At 51.0% G+C, this 17,766-nt stretch carries 14 protein-coding genes and 1 tRNA gene; 9 read left to right on the top strand and 6 right to left on the bottom strand.

The features are described from left to right. Positions 1–454: 454 nt before the first annotated feature. Positions 455–880, bottom strand: a complete 426-nt coding sequence (locus PsAD26_RS17705; RefSeq protein WP_063311506.1) for a MarR family winged helix-turn-helix transcriptional regulator — start codon at positions 878–880, stop codon at positions 455–457. A gap of 167 nt (positions 881–1,047) precedes the next feature. Here PsAD26_RS17705 and PsAD26_RS17700 point away from each other — a divergent pair, with 167 nt between their 5' ends. Then, on the top strand, positions 1,048–1,644 hold the full coding sequence (locus tag PsAD26_RS17700) for a YceI family protein (protein ID WP_063311505.1): 597 nt from the start codon (positions 1,048–1,050) through the stop codon (positions 1,642–1,644). A gap of 205 nt (positions 1,645–1,849) precedes the next feature. Here PsAD26_RS17700 and glnA read toward each other — a convergent pair whose 3' ends face one another. After that, complete coding sequence (glnA, locus tag PsAD26_RS17695) at positions 1,850–3,259, bottom strand: type I glutamate--ammonia ligase (RefSeq protein WP_063311504.1); 1,410 nt, start codon at positions 3,257–3,259, stop codon at positions 1,850–1,852. A gap of 121 nt (positions 3,260–3,380) precedes the next feature. Continuing rightward, a complete protein-coding gene (locus tag PsAD26_RS17690; protein ID WP_057461792.1) occupies positions 3,381–3,719 on the bottom strand; it encodes a P-II family nitrogen regulator in 339 nt (112 codons plus the stop codon). Positions 3,720–4,123: 404 nt separating this feature from the next. Between PsAD26_RS17690 and PsAD26_RS17685 the strand changes: the two genes are divergently transcribed. Then, positions 4,124–4,573, top strand: coding sequence for a VOC family protein (locus PsAD26_RS17685; protein ID WP_063311503.1), 450 nt, complete (start codon positions 4,124–4,126; stop codon positions 4,571–4,573). Positions 4,574–4,614: 41 nt separating this feature from the next. On the opposite strand, the gene PsAD26_RS17680 is transcribed toward PsAD26_RS17685, so the two are convergent. From PsAD26_RS17680 to PsAD26_RS17670, 3 genes are all read right to left on the bottom strand, one after another. Further along, positions 4,615–6,141, bottom strand: a complete 1,527-nt coding sequence (locus PsAD26_RS17680) for a protein kinase (RefSeq protein ID WP_063311502.1) — start codon at positions 6,139–6,141, stop codon at positions 4,615–4,617. A 171-nt stretch (positions 6,142–6,312) separates the two neighbouring features. Beyond that, the gene (locus tag PsAD26_RS17675; RefSeq protein ID WP_208985744.1) at positions 6,313–7,485 is read right to left on the bottom strand and encodes a protein kinase; all 1,173 of its coding nucleotides are present in this window, start codon (positions 7,483–7,485) and stop codon (positions 6,313–6,315) included. A gap of 130 nt (positions 7,486–7,615) precedes the next feature. Continuing rightward, on the bottom strand, positions 7,616–8,065 hold the full coding sequence (locus tag PsAD26_RS17670; protein ID WP_208860435.1) for a type III secretion system chaperone: 450 nt from the start codon (positions 8,063–8,065) through the stop codon (positions 7,616–7,618). 210 nt (positions 8,066–8,275) lie between these two features. On the opposite strand from PsAD26_RS17670, the gene PsAD26_RS17665 reads away from it, so the two are divergent. The 7 genes from PsAD26_RS17665 to lon all read left to right on the top strand — a co-directional run bounded on the left by PsAD26_RS17665 (position 8,276) and on the right by lon (position 17,617). Further along, the gene (locus PsAD26_RS17665; protein ID WP_244278266.1) at positions 8,276–9,796 is read left to right on the top strand and encodes an NAD(P)H-hydrate dehydratase; all 1,521 of its coding nucleotides are present in this window, start codon (positions 8,276–8,278) and stop codon (positions 9,794–9,796) included. Positions 9,797–9,939: 143 nt separating this feature from the next. Then, the gene (locus PsAD26_RS17660) at positions 9,940–10,356 is read left to right on the top strand and encodes a hypothetical protein (protein WP_208985743.1); all 417 of its coding nucleotides are present in this window, start codon (positions 9,940–9,942) and stop codon (positions 10,354–10,356) included. A gap of 201 nt (positions 10,357–10,557) precedes the next feature. Continuing rightward, a tRNA-Leu gene (locus PsAD26_RS17655) sits at positions 10,558–10,640 on the top strand. Between the two features lie 233 nt (positions 10,641–10,873). Then, positions 10,874–12,220: a trigger factor gene (tig, locus tag PsAD26_RS17650; RefSeq protein WP_063297429.1), complete on the top strand. Its 1,347-nt coding sequence runs from the start codon at positions 10,874–10,876 to the stop codon at positions 12,218–12,220. Between the two features lie 348 nt (positions 12,221–12,568). Continuing rightward, positions 12,569–13,204 carry an ATP-dependent Clp endopeptidase proteolytic subunit ClpP gene (gene clpP / locus PsAD26_RS17645; protein WP_057461786.1) on the top strand — a complete coding sequence of 212 codons (636 nt, stop codon included), beginning with the start codon at positions 12,569–12,571 and terminating at the stop codon, positions 13,202–13,204. Positions 13,205–13,461: 257 nt separating this feature from the next. Continuing rightward, entirely contained in the window at positions 13,462–14,727 is a 1,266-nt protein-coding gene (clpX, locus tag PsAD26_RS17640; RefSeq protein WP_057461785.1) for an ATP-dependent Clp protease ATP-binding subunit ClpX, read from the top strand. Between the two features lie 460 nt (positions 14,728–15,187). After that, positions 15,188–17,617, top strand: coding sequence for an endopeptidase La (gene lon / locus PsAD26_RS17630; protein WP_063311498.1), 2,430 nt, complete (start codon positions 15,188–15,190; stop codon positions 17,615–17,617). Positions 17,618–17,766 lie beyond the last annotated feature (149 nt).

Genomic DNA, 17,766 nt, shown 5'->3' with positions numbered 1-17,766 from the left:
TGCTATATTGTAGCATCTTGCAGAGGGTCGTCATAAGTGCCGAATTGCCTTTATAAAAACCGTACAACATGCAGGTCCGGTGGAGTCATTGTCTCTCCTTTTGTTGACCTGTACCTAACTTAGGAACGCTTGGGTTTTCTTTCAAGGGATGGGGGAAAAAATAGTTAGTGCTGCGTTAGTGAAGGCACTCTATTTTTCTAAAAAAGCGCAAAAAAGAAGGCGACCCGGGAGGGTCGCCTTTGAAGAGTGTGCGGGTCTAATCAGCACGGTCAGATACTGATAACCTCATTGCACTTAAACGCAGTTTCGTGACGCCGTGATGACATTTCCTTTTTTGCGTTGAAATGTGCGTTGGTTTGCGTTCTTTCGTGTTTTCTTGCGTTGCTGTGTAGAGGCGCTGTGTTGCGCACAAAGCCAATGTTTGGTGTCATGATCCACTGATCGATGAAATAATTTAAACTAGCGTCTTTAAGGCTGCTGCGAGTTGGATCGCGCCTTCATTGCTGATTCTAGTGTCGAGTTTTTCTTCCAGCATGCGCTCATAGGTTTGCCACATCTGGGCGCGGAGGTTTTTTCCCTTTGAAGTGATCAAGAGGGTCTTGCCGCGCTTGTCTTTGAGGGCGGGTTTACTCTCGACCAGCTGAGCCTTGGCGAGCGACTGGATAACACGTGAGAGGTTGGCCTGCTGGAAGAGGACACGTTGCTCCAGCTCGAATTGCCTCAAGCCATCGGGTGCATTCTCCAGTTCCCAGAGGATGTCATACCAGGAGAGAGGGGGGAAACGCTCTGCTTTGAAGGCGCCTTCGATATCGGTGTAGATGGTCTTTTGCACTCGGTTGAGAGCGATCCAGAGAGAAACTGACTCTTTGCTGACAGACATCACATCCTCGTTATTTGCGCATTCCGCTCTTGAAAAAGGTTTTTGTTCATTTAGATGTATATACATGCATATATATTAAAATGATAAAAATCAACAAGTTAATGGATATGTATTTGCAGAAAACTACAGTTTTTATGTGATAAACAGGGATATGAGGCAGGAAAAGCATGAAGCATTTCACGAAATTCGCCGTTGTTGCGGCGTCACTTGCATTCACAGCGACAGCGCAGGCTGCGAGCTACAAATTTGATCCGACCCATACCGAGGTTCGGTTTTACTACAATCATGCGGGACTGACAGAGCAATCTGGTGAGTGGAAGGTTGTTGGCGGGGAAGTGGAGTTTGATCCGGCAAAGATTGAAGAAACGAAAGTCAGTGTGACCATTGATCCGGCGAGCGTGGATACGGGTGTTGAGCCGCTGGATGAGCATCTGAAAGGCTCTGACTTCTTTGATGCGGAAAAATTTCCTGAGATCACTTTCGTTTCCACATCCGTCAAGCAGACCGGGGCAACAGCTGTGACATTGGTGGGGGACCTGACCATCAGGGACCAGAAGCATCCGGTGGAACTGGACTTTCAGCTCAAACACAATGGCCCGCATCCGCTGGGAAGCTACTTTGATTACTATCAGGGGCAGTGGATCGGTGTAGAGGGCAAGGGAGAGATTTTGCGCAGTGACTTTGGTGTTGGCAAGTTTGCACCATTGACCAGCGATCGAGTGCGCCTTGAGATCTCTGCGGAGATGAGAGAAGGCGGCTGGTAAGCTCTCTGCTTTGCTGATGCAGGTTTGTATCGCCAGATTAGATCTGAGCGATGGTAAAAAATAAAACCCCGACCGGAAACGATCGGGGTTTTATGGTGCCTAAATGATGGAACCGCTCTTTAAGGACGTATCCTGATCCGAAGTTTTGTCTGCACTCTTCGGGGATACGTCATGTGCATTGGAGTTAGAGCGGCGCCTTCAAAACTTAGACTGAGTAGTACATGTCGAACTCAACTGGGTGAGGGGTCATGTCTGTGCGCATGACTTCTTCCATCTTCAGTTCGATGTATGCGTCGATCTGGTCGTCATCGAATACGCCGCCTGCTTTGAGGTACTCACGGTCTGCATCGAGGCATTCCAGAGCTTCACGCAAGGATGCTGCAACAGTTGGGATCTCGGAGAGTTCTTCTGCTGGCAGATCATACAGGTTCTTATCCATTGCATCACCAGGATGGATCTTGTTCTTGATGCCATCAAGGCCAGCCATCAGCTGTGCAGCAAACGCCAGGTATGGGTTTGCGGAAGGATCCGGGAAGCGAACTTCAACGCGCTTGCCCTTTGGAGAAGATGTGAATGGAATACGGCAGGATGCAGAACGGTTCTGGGAAGAGTATGCCAGAAGAACTGGAGCCTCGTAGCCCGGTACCAGACGCTTGTAGGAGTTGGTAGAAGCGTTGGTGAATGCGTTCAGAGATTTCGCATGCTTCAGGATACCGCCGATGAAGTACAGAGCAGTCTCGGACAGGTCAGCGTACTGGCTGCCAGCAAAAGTTGGCTTGCCGTCTTCCCAGATGGAGAAGTGGCAGTGCATGCCTGTGCCGTTGTCGCCGAAGACTGGCTTAGGCATGAAGGTTGAGGACTTGCCATAAGCGTGTGCAACTTGGTGAACCACGTACTTGTAGATCTGCATGTGGTCAGCACAGGTTGTCAGGGTCTGGAACTGCATGCCGAGTTCGTGCTGAGCAGCTGCCACTTCGTGGTGGTGCTTTTCAACTTTAACGCCCATGTCGGACATGACGGTCAGCATTTCAGAGCGGATGTCCTGCGCGCTGTCAATTGGTGGTACTGGGAAGTAACCGCCTTTTGTGCGTGGACGGTGACCGAGGTTACCGGACTCGTATTCGCTGTCCATGTTGGATGGCAGTTCAGAACAATCCAGCTTGAAGCCGGTGTTGTACGGGTCTGCTGCAAAGCGAACGTCGTCGAAGATGAAGAATTCAGCTTCCGGGCCAACGAATACGGTGTCGCCAGCGCCACATGCTTTTACATAGGCTTCAGCGCGCTTGGCTGTCATGCGTGGGTCACGGTTGTAACCTTCGCCTGTGCGTGGGTCGAGAACGTCACAGAAGATGGAGATGGTGGACTGCGCGAAGAATGGGTCGATATGAGCTGTTTCCGGATCTGGCATCAGCATCATGTCGGATTCGTTGATTGCTTTCCAACCACCGATAGAAGAACCGTCAAATGCGACGCCCTCTGCGAACATGTCTTCGTTCACCTGGGAGATATCCATGGTGACGTGCTGCAGCTTGCCGCGCGGATCAGAAAAACGAAGATCTACGAACTTTACGTCTTTTTCCTGGATTTCTTTCAAGACATCAGCGGAGGTTGTCATAACTTCCTATTCCTCTTATTAAAATCGCCAGTGGCGCAGTGTTGTAAACTGGAAGACCAAGCGTGTGGGATCGTTGCCCCTAACTCATTCAGTCCTCGTGATTTCCTAGTGAAACTCTGGGTTAAACAGCGTCTTCGCCCGTCTCTCCCGTACGAATACGGATTGCTTCTTCGATGCTGGAGACAAAAATCTTGCCATCACCAATGCGGCCGGTCTGTGCGGCGTCGCGAATGGCTTCTACAGCTTTTTCTACAAGATCATCGTTGAGAACGATTTCCACCTTAACCTTTGGCAGAAAGTCCACCACGTACTCGGCGCCACGATAGAGTTCTGTATGACCCTTCTGGCGGCCAAATCCTTTTGCTTCGGTAACGGTGATCCCCTGAAGACCAACCTCCTGAAGTGCTTCTTTCACTTCATCCAGTTTGAACGGCTTAATGATCGCCTCAATTTTCTTCATGGTCTTCACACTCTCAGTTCGTCTTGTATCTGCGTGCGCTGCTGATCTGGCATGCTCTTAAAAATGATCAGCGCGTGTGCAGAAAGTTCGCGATTCAAAACTTACGGAAATATGAATGCAGAAACCGTGCCAGTTTTGAAATTTTCTTAAAAAGCCGCGAAAGCGGGCAGTTTGCTCCCTTAATAGTAATGGGAAACTGCATCTGAAATATATCTGGTGCACAAACACTGCGCATAATGGTTAAAAAATAGGCAGTGTACCTTTTGTTCATCTCGCCTGAAACTAGGAGTTGGTTCCTTGTGCAAGGCAGGGTTATGGTTGGTCGTGAAAAAGCTGTTGCAGATTTTGCGCGTTCCTATGGAAGCTGACAGTCAGTTTTTGGCATGCGCTTGAAGGAGCGAGTGATGAGGTTGGTTTCTCTCGACCATGTCGTGCTTACCGTTCATGATGTTGAACGTACCAGTCGTTTTTATCAGGATGTACTGGGTATGGAGGAGATCATATTCGGAGGCGGGCGGCGGGCCCTGCATTTTGGGCAGCAAAAAATCAACCTTCAGCCCATCGATGTGGATCATACTCCGATCGCGCAGGAACAGGTGCCGGGGACTGCAGATCTTTGCTTTTTGGTTGAGAGTTTGGATTCGGCCATTGCACGGTTGAGTGCTGCCGCCGTGACGATTGTGGAGGGGCCTGTGTTCCGCACAGGTGCCAGTTCGCCGATCCTGTCTGTCTACATTCGCGACCCCGACGGCAATCTGATTGAGCTTTCCCAGCCTCAGGATGTGGTGATTGCCAGTGATGAGCGGCAGACTGCCAGGAATGCGAAGAAAAAGCCGCCAAAGTCCAATCGCTAGGCGTGTTGCCCGGTTCTGATCGTATGAAGCTAGCTTTTATCCTATGCAGATTTGGAGCTGGTTTGCTGCATGATGAAGTCGAGGACTTTTTTCGCTTCGTCCGGTTGCAGGAGCGGATCCTGTAAAAACTGGCTTTGCTGCATATCATCCAGACTGCTTCTCTTCTTCGGATCGATCTGCATGGAATTGTTGACGAAGCGGGCGTACTCGGACTCGTAACTCTCGTTGTAATAACCGGGCTCGCCAGCCAGATCAGGATCATCTGTTGGCGTGAGGGCTTTCTCCGGGCTGTTTTCTTCGCCGGTTTGAGATTTTGAGTTGCTCAGTTTGCGCACAACATGGAGGGCGAATGCATAAGGGCTGTCGCAATCCGGTGCGCCCAGAAGATTGGCTTCACCTTCACCTCCACCATATACCATCTGGCCAACGGCATAGCCGTCCTGTTTATCGTCCAGGCGGTCACGATCCTCTGCGTCTTTGAAAGCGGCGGCGATGGCTTCCGGGCTGGAATATTCCGGGGTGCCGAAGTCCAGTGGATCTTCTCCAATAGTGCCTGCAAAACCAAAATCAGCGATCTTGAGAGATTGGCTGTTCTTGTCGAACAGGATGTTGCCCCCTTTGATGTCATTGTGACTGATGCCTGCCGCGTTGACATGCTTCAGTCCGTCAATCGCTTCATTCGCCATGAACTGTAAAGCGCCCCAATATTGAGAGTGGCTGAGCTTGTTCTCTTGGAGGAGTTCTTCGGCTCCTTCGAAGAGGTCACCTGCTTCACAGCCTTCCACATATTCCATAGCAAGGCCGGTTTCGCCGTCGATCTCGTGTATTCCGTAGCACTGTACAACGTTCTTGTGCGGGCCAACGGCCATCAGCTTCCCGTAGATCTGGGCTTCTTTTTGCAGGGCGTCTTTGCCTTTTTGTGACCGCGCGGTTTTGAATGCAATGGACTTTCCGCTTTTTTCGTCCGTGTACAAGCTCACTTCTCCGAATGATCCTGCACCCAGTCGTTTGGCGCGTTTGAGATTGTCGGAGGGGAGAGGTAGTGTTGATGATGCTTCCGTGCTCTCGTCCTCCTCAGAGAGGCTTGGCTCATTGACACTGCTGACTGTGAATCTGTTGGTAGGCGGGGCTGTGGGTGTTGGTGGTTGCTCCAGCTCATCTTCTGAGGGGCTGTCCTCGTCTACATTGCTGACTTCAAACCGGCTTGCGGCGGGCTGAGGTTGTTCCGGCTCTGCGTCTCTCTCTTCATCCTCAGAGAGGATTGGCTCGTCGACGCTGCTGACTGTGAACCTGTTGGTGGGCGACGCTGTAGGCGTTGGTGATTGCTCCAACTCGTCATCGCTCTCCTCGTCTTCTGAGGAGCTGATTTCTTCGACGTTGCTGACGGTGAACCGGCTGCTGGCGGCCATGTGGGGATGGTCGAAATCTGGTTCTGTCTGTCCGTCTTCTGCTGAACTCTCACTCAGGCCCAGCAGGGTTATGACATTGTCTGCCCACGCGCTGATCTGGGCATCCTGAGTTGATGGATCATTCGACGGGTTCTGAAGAGGGCGAGGCGACTTTGTCATGTTACAGGTCTTGAGCTGTTTGCGATCGTTTGCTCACTCCACTGTAAACAGAGGCGATGTTGTTAAGGTGTATCGAAATGGAGAGATGTGATTAAAATGTCCCTGAAGGGGCGCAACAAAAAAGCCGACCAAGAGGCCGGCTTTCTGATGGTTATCATTGCAAGGAGCAGATCAGGTTTGTTGCATGAGAGCTGCGAGTTCTGCCTTGTGGTCTTCTTCCATCTTGGTCATGAGGCCTGAGATCACCTGACGGGCTTCGTCTGGCTGACATAAAGGGTCAGAGATGAAGTTGGTCTTCAGGAGCTCTTCTGCGGTGCCACGCACATCGATGTCCAGCAGGGTTGAGATATTGACGAACTCAACATAAGCGGTTTCGCCGCCCTTGCCGAAATGGCCCGGTGTGCCTGCAACGGCTGGGTCATCGGCCTGATTGAGCGCCTGATACTCAATGGTCTCGCCGCGACGCTCGATATCTCGAAGTTTGGAATGCATTGCAAAGCCAAGCGCGGCTGGCTCACCAGTATTTTGTGCACCAAATAAATTCTCGGCATGTTCACCTGCGCGGTAGGTCATCTGACCAACGGCGAAGGTGTCCTGCTTCTCATTGGCGCGTGGTTTGTCTCCATCTTTGTGTGGAAGAGACAAAAGAGCTTCCGGAGCTGAATGGTCCGGAGTGCCAATAGTGACAGGATCAATGCCGATTTTTGCAGCGCTGCCAAAGTCGACGATTTTAATCGCTTGACTTTCCTTGTCATAAAGGAGGTTACCGCCCTTTATGTCGCTGTGGCTGATGCCTGCCTGCGCTAGATGGTGCACACCGCTCAGAACGTCGCGCATAATGAACTGTACGGTGCCCCAGTACTGGGAGTGGCTGAGCTTGTTGTCGGTGTAAAGCTTTTCGGCTGTGGTGAAGAGCTTGCCCGCTTCGCAGCCTTCTACATATTCAAGTGCAAGGCCTTGAACGCCCTGAACTTCCACGATGCCCATGCTTTTGATCACATTGTCGTGAGGACCAATGTCGGCGAGTTTGCCATAAAGCTTTGCTTCTTGCTGCAAGGCCTGCCAACCGGCTTCGGTGCTTGCGACTTTAAACGCGAAGGACTTGCCGTCCTGATTGACAAGATAGACTTCGCCATAGGCACCAGCACCAAGGCGCTTGGCATTTTGCTCAAGCGCGGTGCGGTCTGCTTCAAAAGGGGCGGAGGCCTCCTGCGTTACACTTTCTGAACTGGTTTGGCTCGGTGGCTTTATCCGGTTTGCGAGCGTTTCAGTTGAAGCGGTGTCGAGAGGCTTCGTATTGCTTGTTGATGGTGGTGTTGAGCCCTTTGGGGTCTCAACGGACACGCCGCGCGCTTCCAACTTCTCTGATTTTTTTGGCGCAGAGTTTTGTTGTGCACTTACGTCGTTCTGGAGTTGGCTCTGATCAACTGGAGTATGCTTGGGAGAGTTGACGGAATGCATGGGTGAGAGACCTTTACAGGCGAATAGACGTCGTGCTCCAGTCCGGTTCTACGGCTTTGGAGGTTTGGGTGGATTTCGTTTCAGAAAGCCGTGCGCATACCTGCTCGCGAATTTGCATCAGGTTGACCAGTGTATTCTCCAGTGCAAGGTCATCTGTGAACCGGAGTGTGGCCTGAGCATTCAGTTGCAAGTCACCAGATTGAGACAGGCCTAGGAAAGCTCCGCGTAGGAGATCCACATCCTGATTGAGCTCCAAAGCCGCCTTCAGTGTGTTTTTATCTTCTGCAAGAAGGAGGCTGGTGCTTATGTAAATGAGGTCCGAGCTTTCATTGAGTTCGACCGACCAACGGCTTCCGTTTGCTTCTTCTATAAGAAATAGTCCAGTATCAGGCTGGGTGGTCATACCCAGACGTCGTGCGAAAGCAGTCATTAGCTGGTCGTAGTGGGCTCGTCTCTCGTGCATGTTTTCGTAGTTTTCCCAAAGTGGTGCGCTGGTATCAACATTTACTCAGGAAGTGCCTCTTAAATCTGTGCCTTTTAGCACTAGCTTATGTTTTGTGAATTTTCGTGATCGAAAAAACGCGGCGGCAGTTGGGTAACGATGAACCAATTTCTTAGGGATAATGGGTAATAAATTTCTCAGAGCCTGACGAATAGGGAAATGGAGAGCTTTATGCATGAGTTGTTGACACCATTGCAGATGAAGAAGGCAGATCGCCTGACCATTGAGGGTGGCTTTCCCGGTATTGAATTGATGCATAATGCGGGCAAGGCTGTGTTTGAGGTGATGCGCCAGATTTTGCATCCTTATTCGCGGGTCCTTGTGTTCTGCGGCCCCGGAAACAACGGTGGAGACGGCTTTGTTGTTGCGCAACTTGCTGACAATGAAGGCTTTAATGTCTCTGTCGGGCTGGTGTGTGATCCGGAAACTCTCGAAGGTGATGCAGAGCTTGCCTATGACGAGATGGATCTTGATTTAACCTCAATGGATAACATGCGGGCTGCGCTGGAAGAGCTGGGCGAAGACGACCTCATTGTTGATGCTTTGTTTGGTGCGGGCCTCTCTCGTCCTCTTGATGATGAAGTTCTGGCGCTTGTGCAGCTGATAAATGACAGTCCGGCGCAATGTGTCGCAGTTGATTTGCCGTCTGGCGTGAGTGGCCGCAGTGGGGCTGTGCTGGGTGAGGCTGTGCATGCGGATATGACTGTGACGTTCTTTCGCGCCAAACCGGGGCATTACCTTTATCCAGGCCGGGGGCATTGCGGCGAAATTGTTATTGAGCAGATTGGTCTGGAGGATGCTGTTCTTGAGAAGGTTGGTCCAACCGCGTTTTACAACTGCGATAAGATCTGGGGAGATCTTCCCGATCAACCGGCTGTGGCTGGGCACAAATATAAGAGGGGACACACTGTTGTTGTGAGTGGTCCCAAGTTTGCCACCGGTGCGAGCCGTCTTGCGGCGTTGGCTGCACAGCGGGCAGGTAGCGGGCTTGTGACTGTGGTGGCGCGGGAGCAGGCGGCTCTGGTCCATGCAGCGCATCTGACGAGTATCATGATCCGCCCGGCTGAGCGTATTGCCGATTTTGAGCGTATTTTGGAGGACGAGCGGCTTAACTCCGTGGTGATCGGACCGGCAGCCGGTATTGGCCGCGAGACGCAGGAGCGGGTTGCTGAGTGCCTTTCCGGGGATCGCGGTGTGGTTCTGGATGCGGACGCGCTCATGTCCTTTGAGGAAAAGCCAGAGCATTTGTTTGCGTATATTGCGGATTCTGACTGCGCTGGGCGTGTTGTGCTGACACCTCATGAGGGTGAGTTTCGCCGGTTGTTTCCTGAACTACATGATCCCACCTCGACTGATTGCAAAGTTGAGCGCACCAAGAAGGCTGCGAAGCGCGCGGGGGCTGTGGTCGTGTTGAAGGGTGCTGATACGGTTATTGCAGACCCTGATGGTCATGTGTCCATCAACGCCAGCGGTACGCCGTGGCTTGCGACAGCTGGATCTGGTGATGTGCTGGCGGGCGTGATTGCCGGATACCTGGCGCAAGGCCTTGGCGGTTATGAGGCTGCTGCAAAAGGCGTTTGGGTGCATGGCCGAGCTGCTGAAATCGCTGGGGAAGGGCTCATTGCCGAAGATCTGGTTGCGCATATTCCGGATGTGATCACCGAGCTTGTGCAGTTCCTGGGTGATTTTTAGAGGTTTTTGACCCAAAGAGTGGGGTTCTCCTCTGAGATATCTGGTGGGAATCATCAATATTTGTGATAAATAATCTGCCAAACGTGATGCGTATCCTTTAGTGAGACAGACAAAGCGATAGGCATGCGAGAGAGAGGTGAGGATTGCGCGTAAAACGTGTGGTCGTACTCGCCCTCTGGACGATTATTACGGATATTCTTATGAGCAAGACGACACAGCACGCTGCAGCACTCCGCCAGATCATCGAGGCGCTGGCACCGTTCAAAGACCATGATGCCAAGATGCAGGTCTCGACGGTTTTGACATTGCTTGAAATTGCCGTCCATCAGGAGGAGGGGGTGACGATCCATCCTCATGGTCTTCAAAAGAAGATTGGTTATCAATCAGGAACCGCGACCCGCAACATCTATTACTGGTGCGAGGGGCACAAGGATGTGCGTGGTGGACATAACTATGCCCGTGTTGAGGCGGATAAAACGGATGGTCGCCGCCGGGAGTTGTATCTGACAGAAAAAGGTGCAGCTTTTATGCAGCGGGTTCTGACGCCACTTTGTGAGTGAGCTGAGTGGCTTACTGGCTGGCAATGCACGAGCCAGATAAGAAAAAGGATGTGAGGCGATCTCCTGCTTGAGAAATAAGCCCCGGATTGTCGTAATGCACAGTTTCATAGGTAGAAATGGCGTGGAAAACCGAGAACTGGGCATAAACAGCGTATTAGGTGGTTGACTTCTCTTGGGTTCCCATTTAGCTACCCCTCCAACGCGGCTGTGGCGAAATTGGTAGACGCACTAGATTTAGGTTCTAGCGGGAGACCGTGGGGGTTCGAGTCCCTCCAGCCGCACCATATCCCCGGTGATACGGTGCATAAATAAACGACCGTAGCTTATCGGAAACGGAAAAGTTGAGGGCGTTGTCGAGGTTCGGTTTATGCTCACCTTTTCGTCAGGCGGATAAGAGCTAAGGGATTTTCTCCCGAAGCGTTTTCCCCTCTTCGAAATTGGTGTTATGTTTACCGTGCTGGGACAAACCATATTGGTTTGTCGGTACGCGTCCTAAATCAAGGACGAAGCAAAGACCATGCAGGTATCAGAAACCCTGGCCGAGGGCCTAAAGCGCGAACTCAAAGTCGTTATCCCGGCGACGGATCTGGCGACCCGCCTCGATGAATATCTTAATGACATGAAGTCAAAGGTAAACATTAACGGCTTCCGTCCGGGTAAAGTTCCAGTTTCTCATCTCAAGAAAGTTCATGGCCGTCAGGCAATGGGTGAGCTGATCGGTAACCTGATCAACGAAACCACTGCTAAGACCATTGAAGAGCGCAAAGAAAAGCCTGCTCTTCAGCCAGAAATCGATCTTTCTGACGATGATGCTGAGAAAGTTTTGGCTGGTGAAGCAGATCTCGCTTACACCATCTCCTATGAAGTTCTGCCTCAGTTCGACATCGTAGATTTCTCTGCGATTGAACTTGAACGCCCAATCGTTGAAATTTCTGAAGATGAAGTTGACGAGCAGGTCAAGCAGATCGCAGAAAGCAACCGTCCATTTGAAGCGCGCGAAGAAGGTGCTGCTGCTGAAGACGGTGACCGCGTTACCATGCATTACCTCGGCAAGCTTGACGGCGAGCCATTTGAAGGTGGTGAAGATGAGAACGGTCAGCTGGTTCTGGGTTCTGGTCAGTTCATTCCTGGCTTTGAAGAGCAGATCGTTGGCATGAAAATCGGTGACAAGAAAGTCATCGACGTGACCTTCCCTGAAGAATACGGCGCAGCAAACCTTGCTGGTCGCGCAGTTACCTTCGACATCGACGTTAAAGGCATTGAAGCTGCTGGCGAAGTTTCCATTGACGATGAAATGGCAACCAAGCTGGGTCTTGAATCCCTTGAGAAGCTGAAAGAAATCGTTCGTGGCCAGATTGAAAGCCAGTTCGGTGCAGCTACCCGTCAGAAAGTAAAGCGCGCTCTGCTGGACAAGCTGGACGAAGAGTACTCCTTCGAGCTGCCTGAGAAACTTCTGGAAACAGAATTCGACGGTGTCTGGAAGCAGGTTGAAGCTGACATGCAGCAGTCCGGTAAAACCTTCGAAGACGAAGAAACAACCGAAGACGAAGCTAAAGCTGAATACCGTAAGATCTCTGAGCGTCGTGTACGCCTGGGTCTGGTTCTTTCTGAAGTTGGTGAGCAGAACAAAGTTCAGGTTACCGACGAAGAAGTTCAGAAGGCTCTGTTCGACCGCGTTCGTCAGTTCCCAGGTCAGGAGCAGCAGGTGTTCGAATTCTACAAGAACAACGAACAGGCTCTCGCGTCCCTGCGTGCCCCAATCTATGAAGAGAAGGTTGTGGACTACATTCTGGAACTCGCGAAAGTTTCCGACAAAGTTGTGTCTAAAGAAGAGCTGATGGCTCAGGACGAAGACGAAGCATAATTGTTGGGATTACCCAAGAATTTCGGAAAGGGGGCCTTGTGCCCCCTTTTTCTTTTTTGACATCTTGAATTTTGAGGTGGAAAGCCGAAATATCTGAAGCCGTCTTAAGTGCATAGGCCCAATGTGGTCTTTAAGCTCCCTTATAATTGGGATAAGACTAGGGGGTCTTATGGAAACACTCCATAAACCTTGTGGCTTTACCTTTTGGCAAGTGCCTTTAAGACAAGGGCGACATCCCGTGGGTGGGCGTGGCGCTTTTTTCGACATAAGTTTCTTGCAGGCTTACCGGAATGCCGGATAAGTTACCGAGCTTACTTAAGCTTTCTGCATATTTAAAATGGATGACGCATGACCGATCCTGTTGAGTATTTCACGAACAGCCTGGTGCCGATGGTTGTAGAGCAAACCAACCGGGGTGAGCGGGCCTATGATATCTTCTCAAGGTTGTTGAAGGAACGCATTATCTTCCTGACCGGTCCTGTGGAAGATACTGTGGCTACACTGGTGTGTTCCCAGTTGCTTTATCTGGAAGCGGAAAACCCGAACAAAGAAATTGCACTTTATATCAATTCCCCGGGTGGTGTTGTGACCAGTGGTCTTGCTATTTATGACACTATGCAGTTTATCCGTCCGAAGATTTCTACTCTTTGTATCGGTCAGGCTGCAAGCATGGGTTCCTTGCTTTTGGCTGCTGGTGAAAAGGGTATGCGCTTTTCTTTGCCGAACAGCCGCGTCATGGTTCACCAGCCTTCCGGTGGTTTCCGCGGGCAGGCGGCAGACATTATGCTGCATGCACAGGAAATTCTGAAGCTGAAGCGTCGCCTTAATGAGATCTATGTTGATCATACGGGTCAGACTCTTGATGCTGTTGAAGAAGCGCTTGAACGTGATAACTTTATGAGTGCAGATGCGGCGAAAGAGTTCGGTCTGATTGATAACGTTATCGAAAATCGTGAGAGCTTGAACGTTATCGAACCAGCTTAAAGCCGGTTTTTAAAAGTAACTCGCGCGCAAGTTTTTTTAACAGGGAATGAACTTTGCGTGCGGGGCTTAAAGGAATGTTGATTATTGCGAGCCAAATATCGCATAAGAGAATGGCTATTAGTGATTTCCAAAGCTTCCCTCTGGAAGCGGAACACAAAACGCGATAAGTCAGTAGAACGTCGCGGCGAAAGTATCGCTGTCGAACTAAGAATTCTAACAGGGGCAGTGTCCCTTGAAACGATGCGGGGTTATATCTCATGAGCAAAGCCAGCGGCAGCGACAGCAAGAATACGCTTTACTGCTCGTTTTGCGGAAAAAGCCAGCATGAGGTCCGTAAGCTGATTGCGGGTCCGACCGTATTCATCTGCGATGAGTGTGTCGAGCTCTGCATGGACATTATTCGCGAAGAAAACAAATCTTCGCTGGTGAAGTCTCGTGATGGGATTCCGACACCTCAGGAAATTCGTGGTGTTCTTGATGATTACGTGATTGGTCAGGGCCGAGCCAAAAAGGTTCTGTCTGTAGCGGTTCATAACCACTACAAGCGCCTGAATCACGCCTCCAAGAACAATGATGTTGAACTTGCTAAGTCCAACATCCTTCTGGTTGGTCCTACCGGATGTGGTAAAACCCATCTGGCACAAACGCTCGCCCGAATTCTGGATGTTCCGTTTACGATGGCTGACGCAACCACGCTGACTGAAGCGGGTTACGTTGGTGAAGACGTTGAAAATATTATTCTGAAGCTGCTTCAGTCCGCAGACTACAATGTTGAGCGTGCGCAGCGCGGTATTGTCTACATCGATGAGGTGGACAAAATTACCCGTAAAGCAGAAAACCCATCCATCACCCGTGACGTTTCTGGTGAAGGTGTTCAGCAGGCACTGCTGAAGATCATGGAAGGGACTGTTGCCTCTGTTCCGCCGCAAGGTGGTCGTAAGCATCCGCAGCAGGAGTTCCTGCAGGTAGATACAACAAACATTCTGTTTATCTGCGGTGGTGCATTTGCTGGTCTGGACAAGATCATTTCTGACCGTGGTCGCAAAACCTCTATCGGCTTTGCTGCTTCTGTGCTTGCACCTGAAGATCGCAAGACCGGTGAGTTGTTCTCAGAGCTTGAGCCTGAAGATCTGCTGAAGTTTGGTCTTATTCCTGAGTTTGTTGGCCGTTTGCCGGTTATTGCAACTCTTGAAGATCTGGATGAAGACGCTTTGGTGTCCATCTTGAGTGAACCTAAGAATGCGCTTGTTGCGCAGTATCAGCGTTTGTTCGAAATGGAAAACGTAGAGCTGACCTTCCATGAAGACGCTCTGAAGGCAGTTGCCCGACGTGCGATTGAACGTAAGACCGGTGCTCGCGGACTGCGTTCTATTCTGGAAGCAATTCTGCTGGAAACCATGTACGAGCTTCCTGGCCTTAAGGGTGTGAAGGAAGTGGTGATTTCCGGTGAGGTGGTCGACGGCGATGCGCGTCCTTTGTACATTTACGAGGATCGTGCGGAGAATTCAGCAACCAGCGCGTAAGGCGATGGGGACTGATGAGCCAGTAGGCTTCGCTCACAGGTATTGAGTTTAATTTGGGCGGTAACTTCTTGAAAAAAGTGCCGCCCATTTTTTGTCTCATGCGTCTAGCATGATGATGCGTATGAGTGTTCTGCGTAAAGGCGAACCAAGACCGGGAAGGATGGTGTTCCAGCTTAAGTGTGAGGGCGACCAAACGGTGTTATACGCTCCTGATAACAGGAAAAAAGCTTATAATATCAACAGATCGCTGAAAGACTTGGAAGCGGAGTGCTTGACACTTGGAGGCGGTGTCTCCACCTAATAGGTCTAGTTCGCAGCTTGGCGAATTTGTTTGTGCCCGTTTAGGGGCGAGTGAATTCGGCCCTCGAAATTCTACGAATGCCCTAAGGGCCTTAGTCGATTTTTATGTTGCGCTTTTTCGTAGCTTTCGTTGGAAAGCTGCAATTTGAAAGGAATAGAGATGGCTGACAATGAAATGCGCCCGGAAGAAGAGACAGAAAACTCTGTTTTTCCTGTTCTCCCACTGCGCAACATCGTCGTATTCCCTCATATGATCGTGCCGCTGTTTGTAGGGCGCGAGAAATCGATCCGTGCTCTGGAAGAGGTGATGGAGTCTGATAAGCAGATTTTGCTTGCGACCCAGATGAACGAGGCGGATGACGATCCGGATACCGATCAGATTTACAAAGTCGGTACCCTTGCAACAGTTTTGCAGCTGCTGAAGCTGCCAGATAACACCGTAAAGGTCTTGGTTGAAGGTGGAGCTCGTGCCGAAATTGGCAAGTTCACTGATCGCGAAGACCTTTATGAAGCGGAAGCCGTTATTCTTGATGAAGCTGGCGGTGACGAAGTTGAGATCGAGGCTCTTGGCCGTTCAGTGATTTCCGAGTTCGAGAACTATGTAAAGCTGAACAAAAAGGTGTCTCCTGAGGTTCTCGGCGCCGTTAATCAGATTGACGACTTCTCGAAGCTTGCTGATACCATTGCATCCCACCTTGCTGTGAAGATTCAGGACAAGCAGGAACTGCTTGGCACTGTGGCTGTCACTGAGCGCCTTGAGAAGGTGCTGGGCATGATGGAGAGCGAGATCTCCGTTCTGCAAGTGGAAAAGCGCATCCGCTCCCGCGTGAAGCGCCAGATGGAGAAAACCCAGCGCGAGTACTACCTGAATGAGCAGATGAAGGCCATTCAGAAAGAGCTTGGCGATGGTGAAGATGGCCGTGATGAACTTGCTGAGCTGGAAGAGCGCGTTGCGAAGACGAAGCTGTCCAAGGAAGCTCGCGAGAAGGCGAATGCTGAGCTGAAGAAGCTCAAGCAGATGAGCCCGATGTCTGCGGAAGCGACTGTGGTTCGCAACTACCTTGACTGGCTGATCGGCATTCCGTGGAGCAGGAAGTCCAAGGTTAAGCATGATCTGACGCTTGCTGAGAAGGTTTTGGATACCGACCACTTTGGCCTTGAGAAGGTCAAGGAACGCATTGTGGAGTACCTTGCAGTGCAGAAGCGCGCAAACAAGCTGCGCGGTCCTATCCTGTGTCTTGTTGGCCCTCCAGGCGTAGGTAAAACGTCTCTTGGTAAATCTATCGCGAAAGCAACTGGACGTGAATTTGTACGCATGTCTCTTGGTGGCGTGCGTGATGAGGCTGAAATTCGCGGTCACCGCCGCACTTACATCGGCTCCATGCCGGGTAAAGTCATTCAGTCCATGAAGAAAGCGAAGAAGTCCAACCCGCTGTTCCTGCTCGATGAGATCGACAAGATGGGCATGGATTTCCGTGGCGATCCGTCTTCTGCTCTGCTTGAGGTTCTTGACCCGGAGCAGAACGGCAGCTTCATGGATCACTACCTCGAAGTGGAATACGACCTATCCGACGTCATGTTTGTGACCACAGCCAATACGCTGAACATTCCGGGTCCACTGATGGACCGTATGGAGATCATCCGTATTGCTGGTTACACTGAAGATGAGAAGATCGAGATCTGTCGTCGTCACCTGTTGCCAAAGGCTGTGAAGAACCACGGTCTGAAGGATGGTGAGTTTGAAGTGTCTGATGGCGCTTTGCAGAAGACTATCCGTCTTTACACCCGTGAAGCTGGTGTGCGTAACCTTGAGCGTGAGATGAGCACTCTGGCCCGTAAGGCTGTGAAGGATATTCTGGTCAACGACAAGAAGACCATCAAAGTGGATGAAGAGCTGATTGAGGAATACCTCGGCGTGCCTCGTTTCCGCTTCGGTCAGGTTGAAGACGAAGATCAGGTTGGTGTTGTCACCGGTCTGGCATGGACTGAAGTGGGCGGCGAGTTGCTGACCATTGAAGGCGTCATGATGCCAGGTAAGGGTAAGATGACCGTAACTGGTAACCTGCGTGATGTGATGAAAGAGTCCATCTCTGCTGCTGCCTCTTACGTTCGTTCTCGTTCTGAAGACTTCGGCATTGAGCCTCCGCTCTTTGAAAAGCGCGAGCTGCATGTGCACGTGCCAGAAGGGGCTACTCCAAAGGATGGTCCATCTGCTGGTATCGCCATGGCGACTACTGTTATCTCCGTGATGACCGGTATTCCGGTTCGTCGTGATGTGGCGATGACAGGCGAGATCACACTGCGTGGTCGCGTGCTGCCAATCGGTGGTCTGAAAGAGAAGCTTCTGGCTGCTCTGCGTGGCGGCATTAAGAAGGTTCTGATCCCTGCGGATAACGCCAAGGATTTGGCTGATATTCCTGACAATGTGAAAAACGAATTGGAAATTATTCCAGTCGCTCGCATGGACGAAGTGCTTGAACATGCTCTTGTTCGTATGCCTGAAGCCATCGAATGGAGCGAAGAGGAAGAAAAGTCCAGCTCCGAAGCATTGGTCAAAGATGACAAGGGTTCAGGGGTCGTCGCACACTGAACCAGAGCGTCTGCTTGTGGATACAAAAGCCTCGGACAAGTTCCGGGGCTTTTTTTGGTTGATACTACACAGAAAATGGCCGTTTTCTGCGGTTCGCGGCTTGATTTGAACGCAATTTCGCACGAATGTCCGATTCAGGAGTGCAGCGC

The organism is Pseudovibrio sp. Ad26, from assembly GCF_001623285.1.
Classification (GTDB): domain Bacteria; phylum Pseudomonadota; class Alphaproteobacteria; order Rhizobiales; family Stappiaceae; genus Pseudovibrio; species Pseudovibrio ascidiaceicola.
Note: the sequence above shows the minus strand (reverse complement) of the source record. Positions and strands in the feature narration are given on the sequence as shown.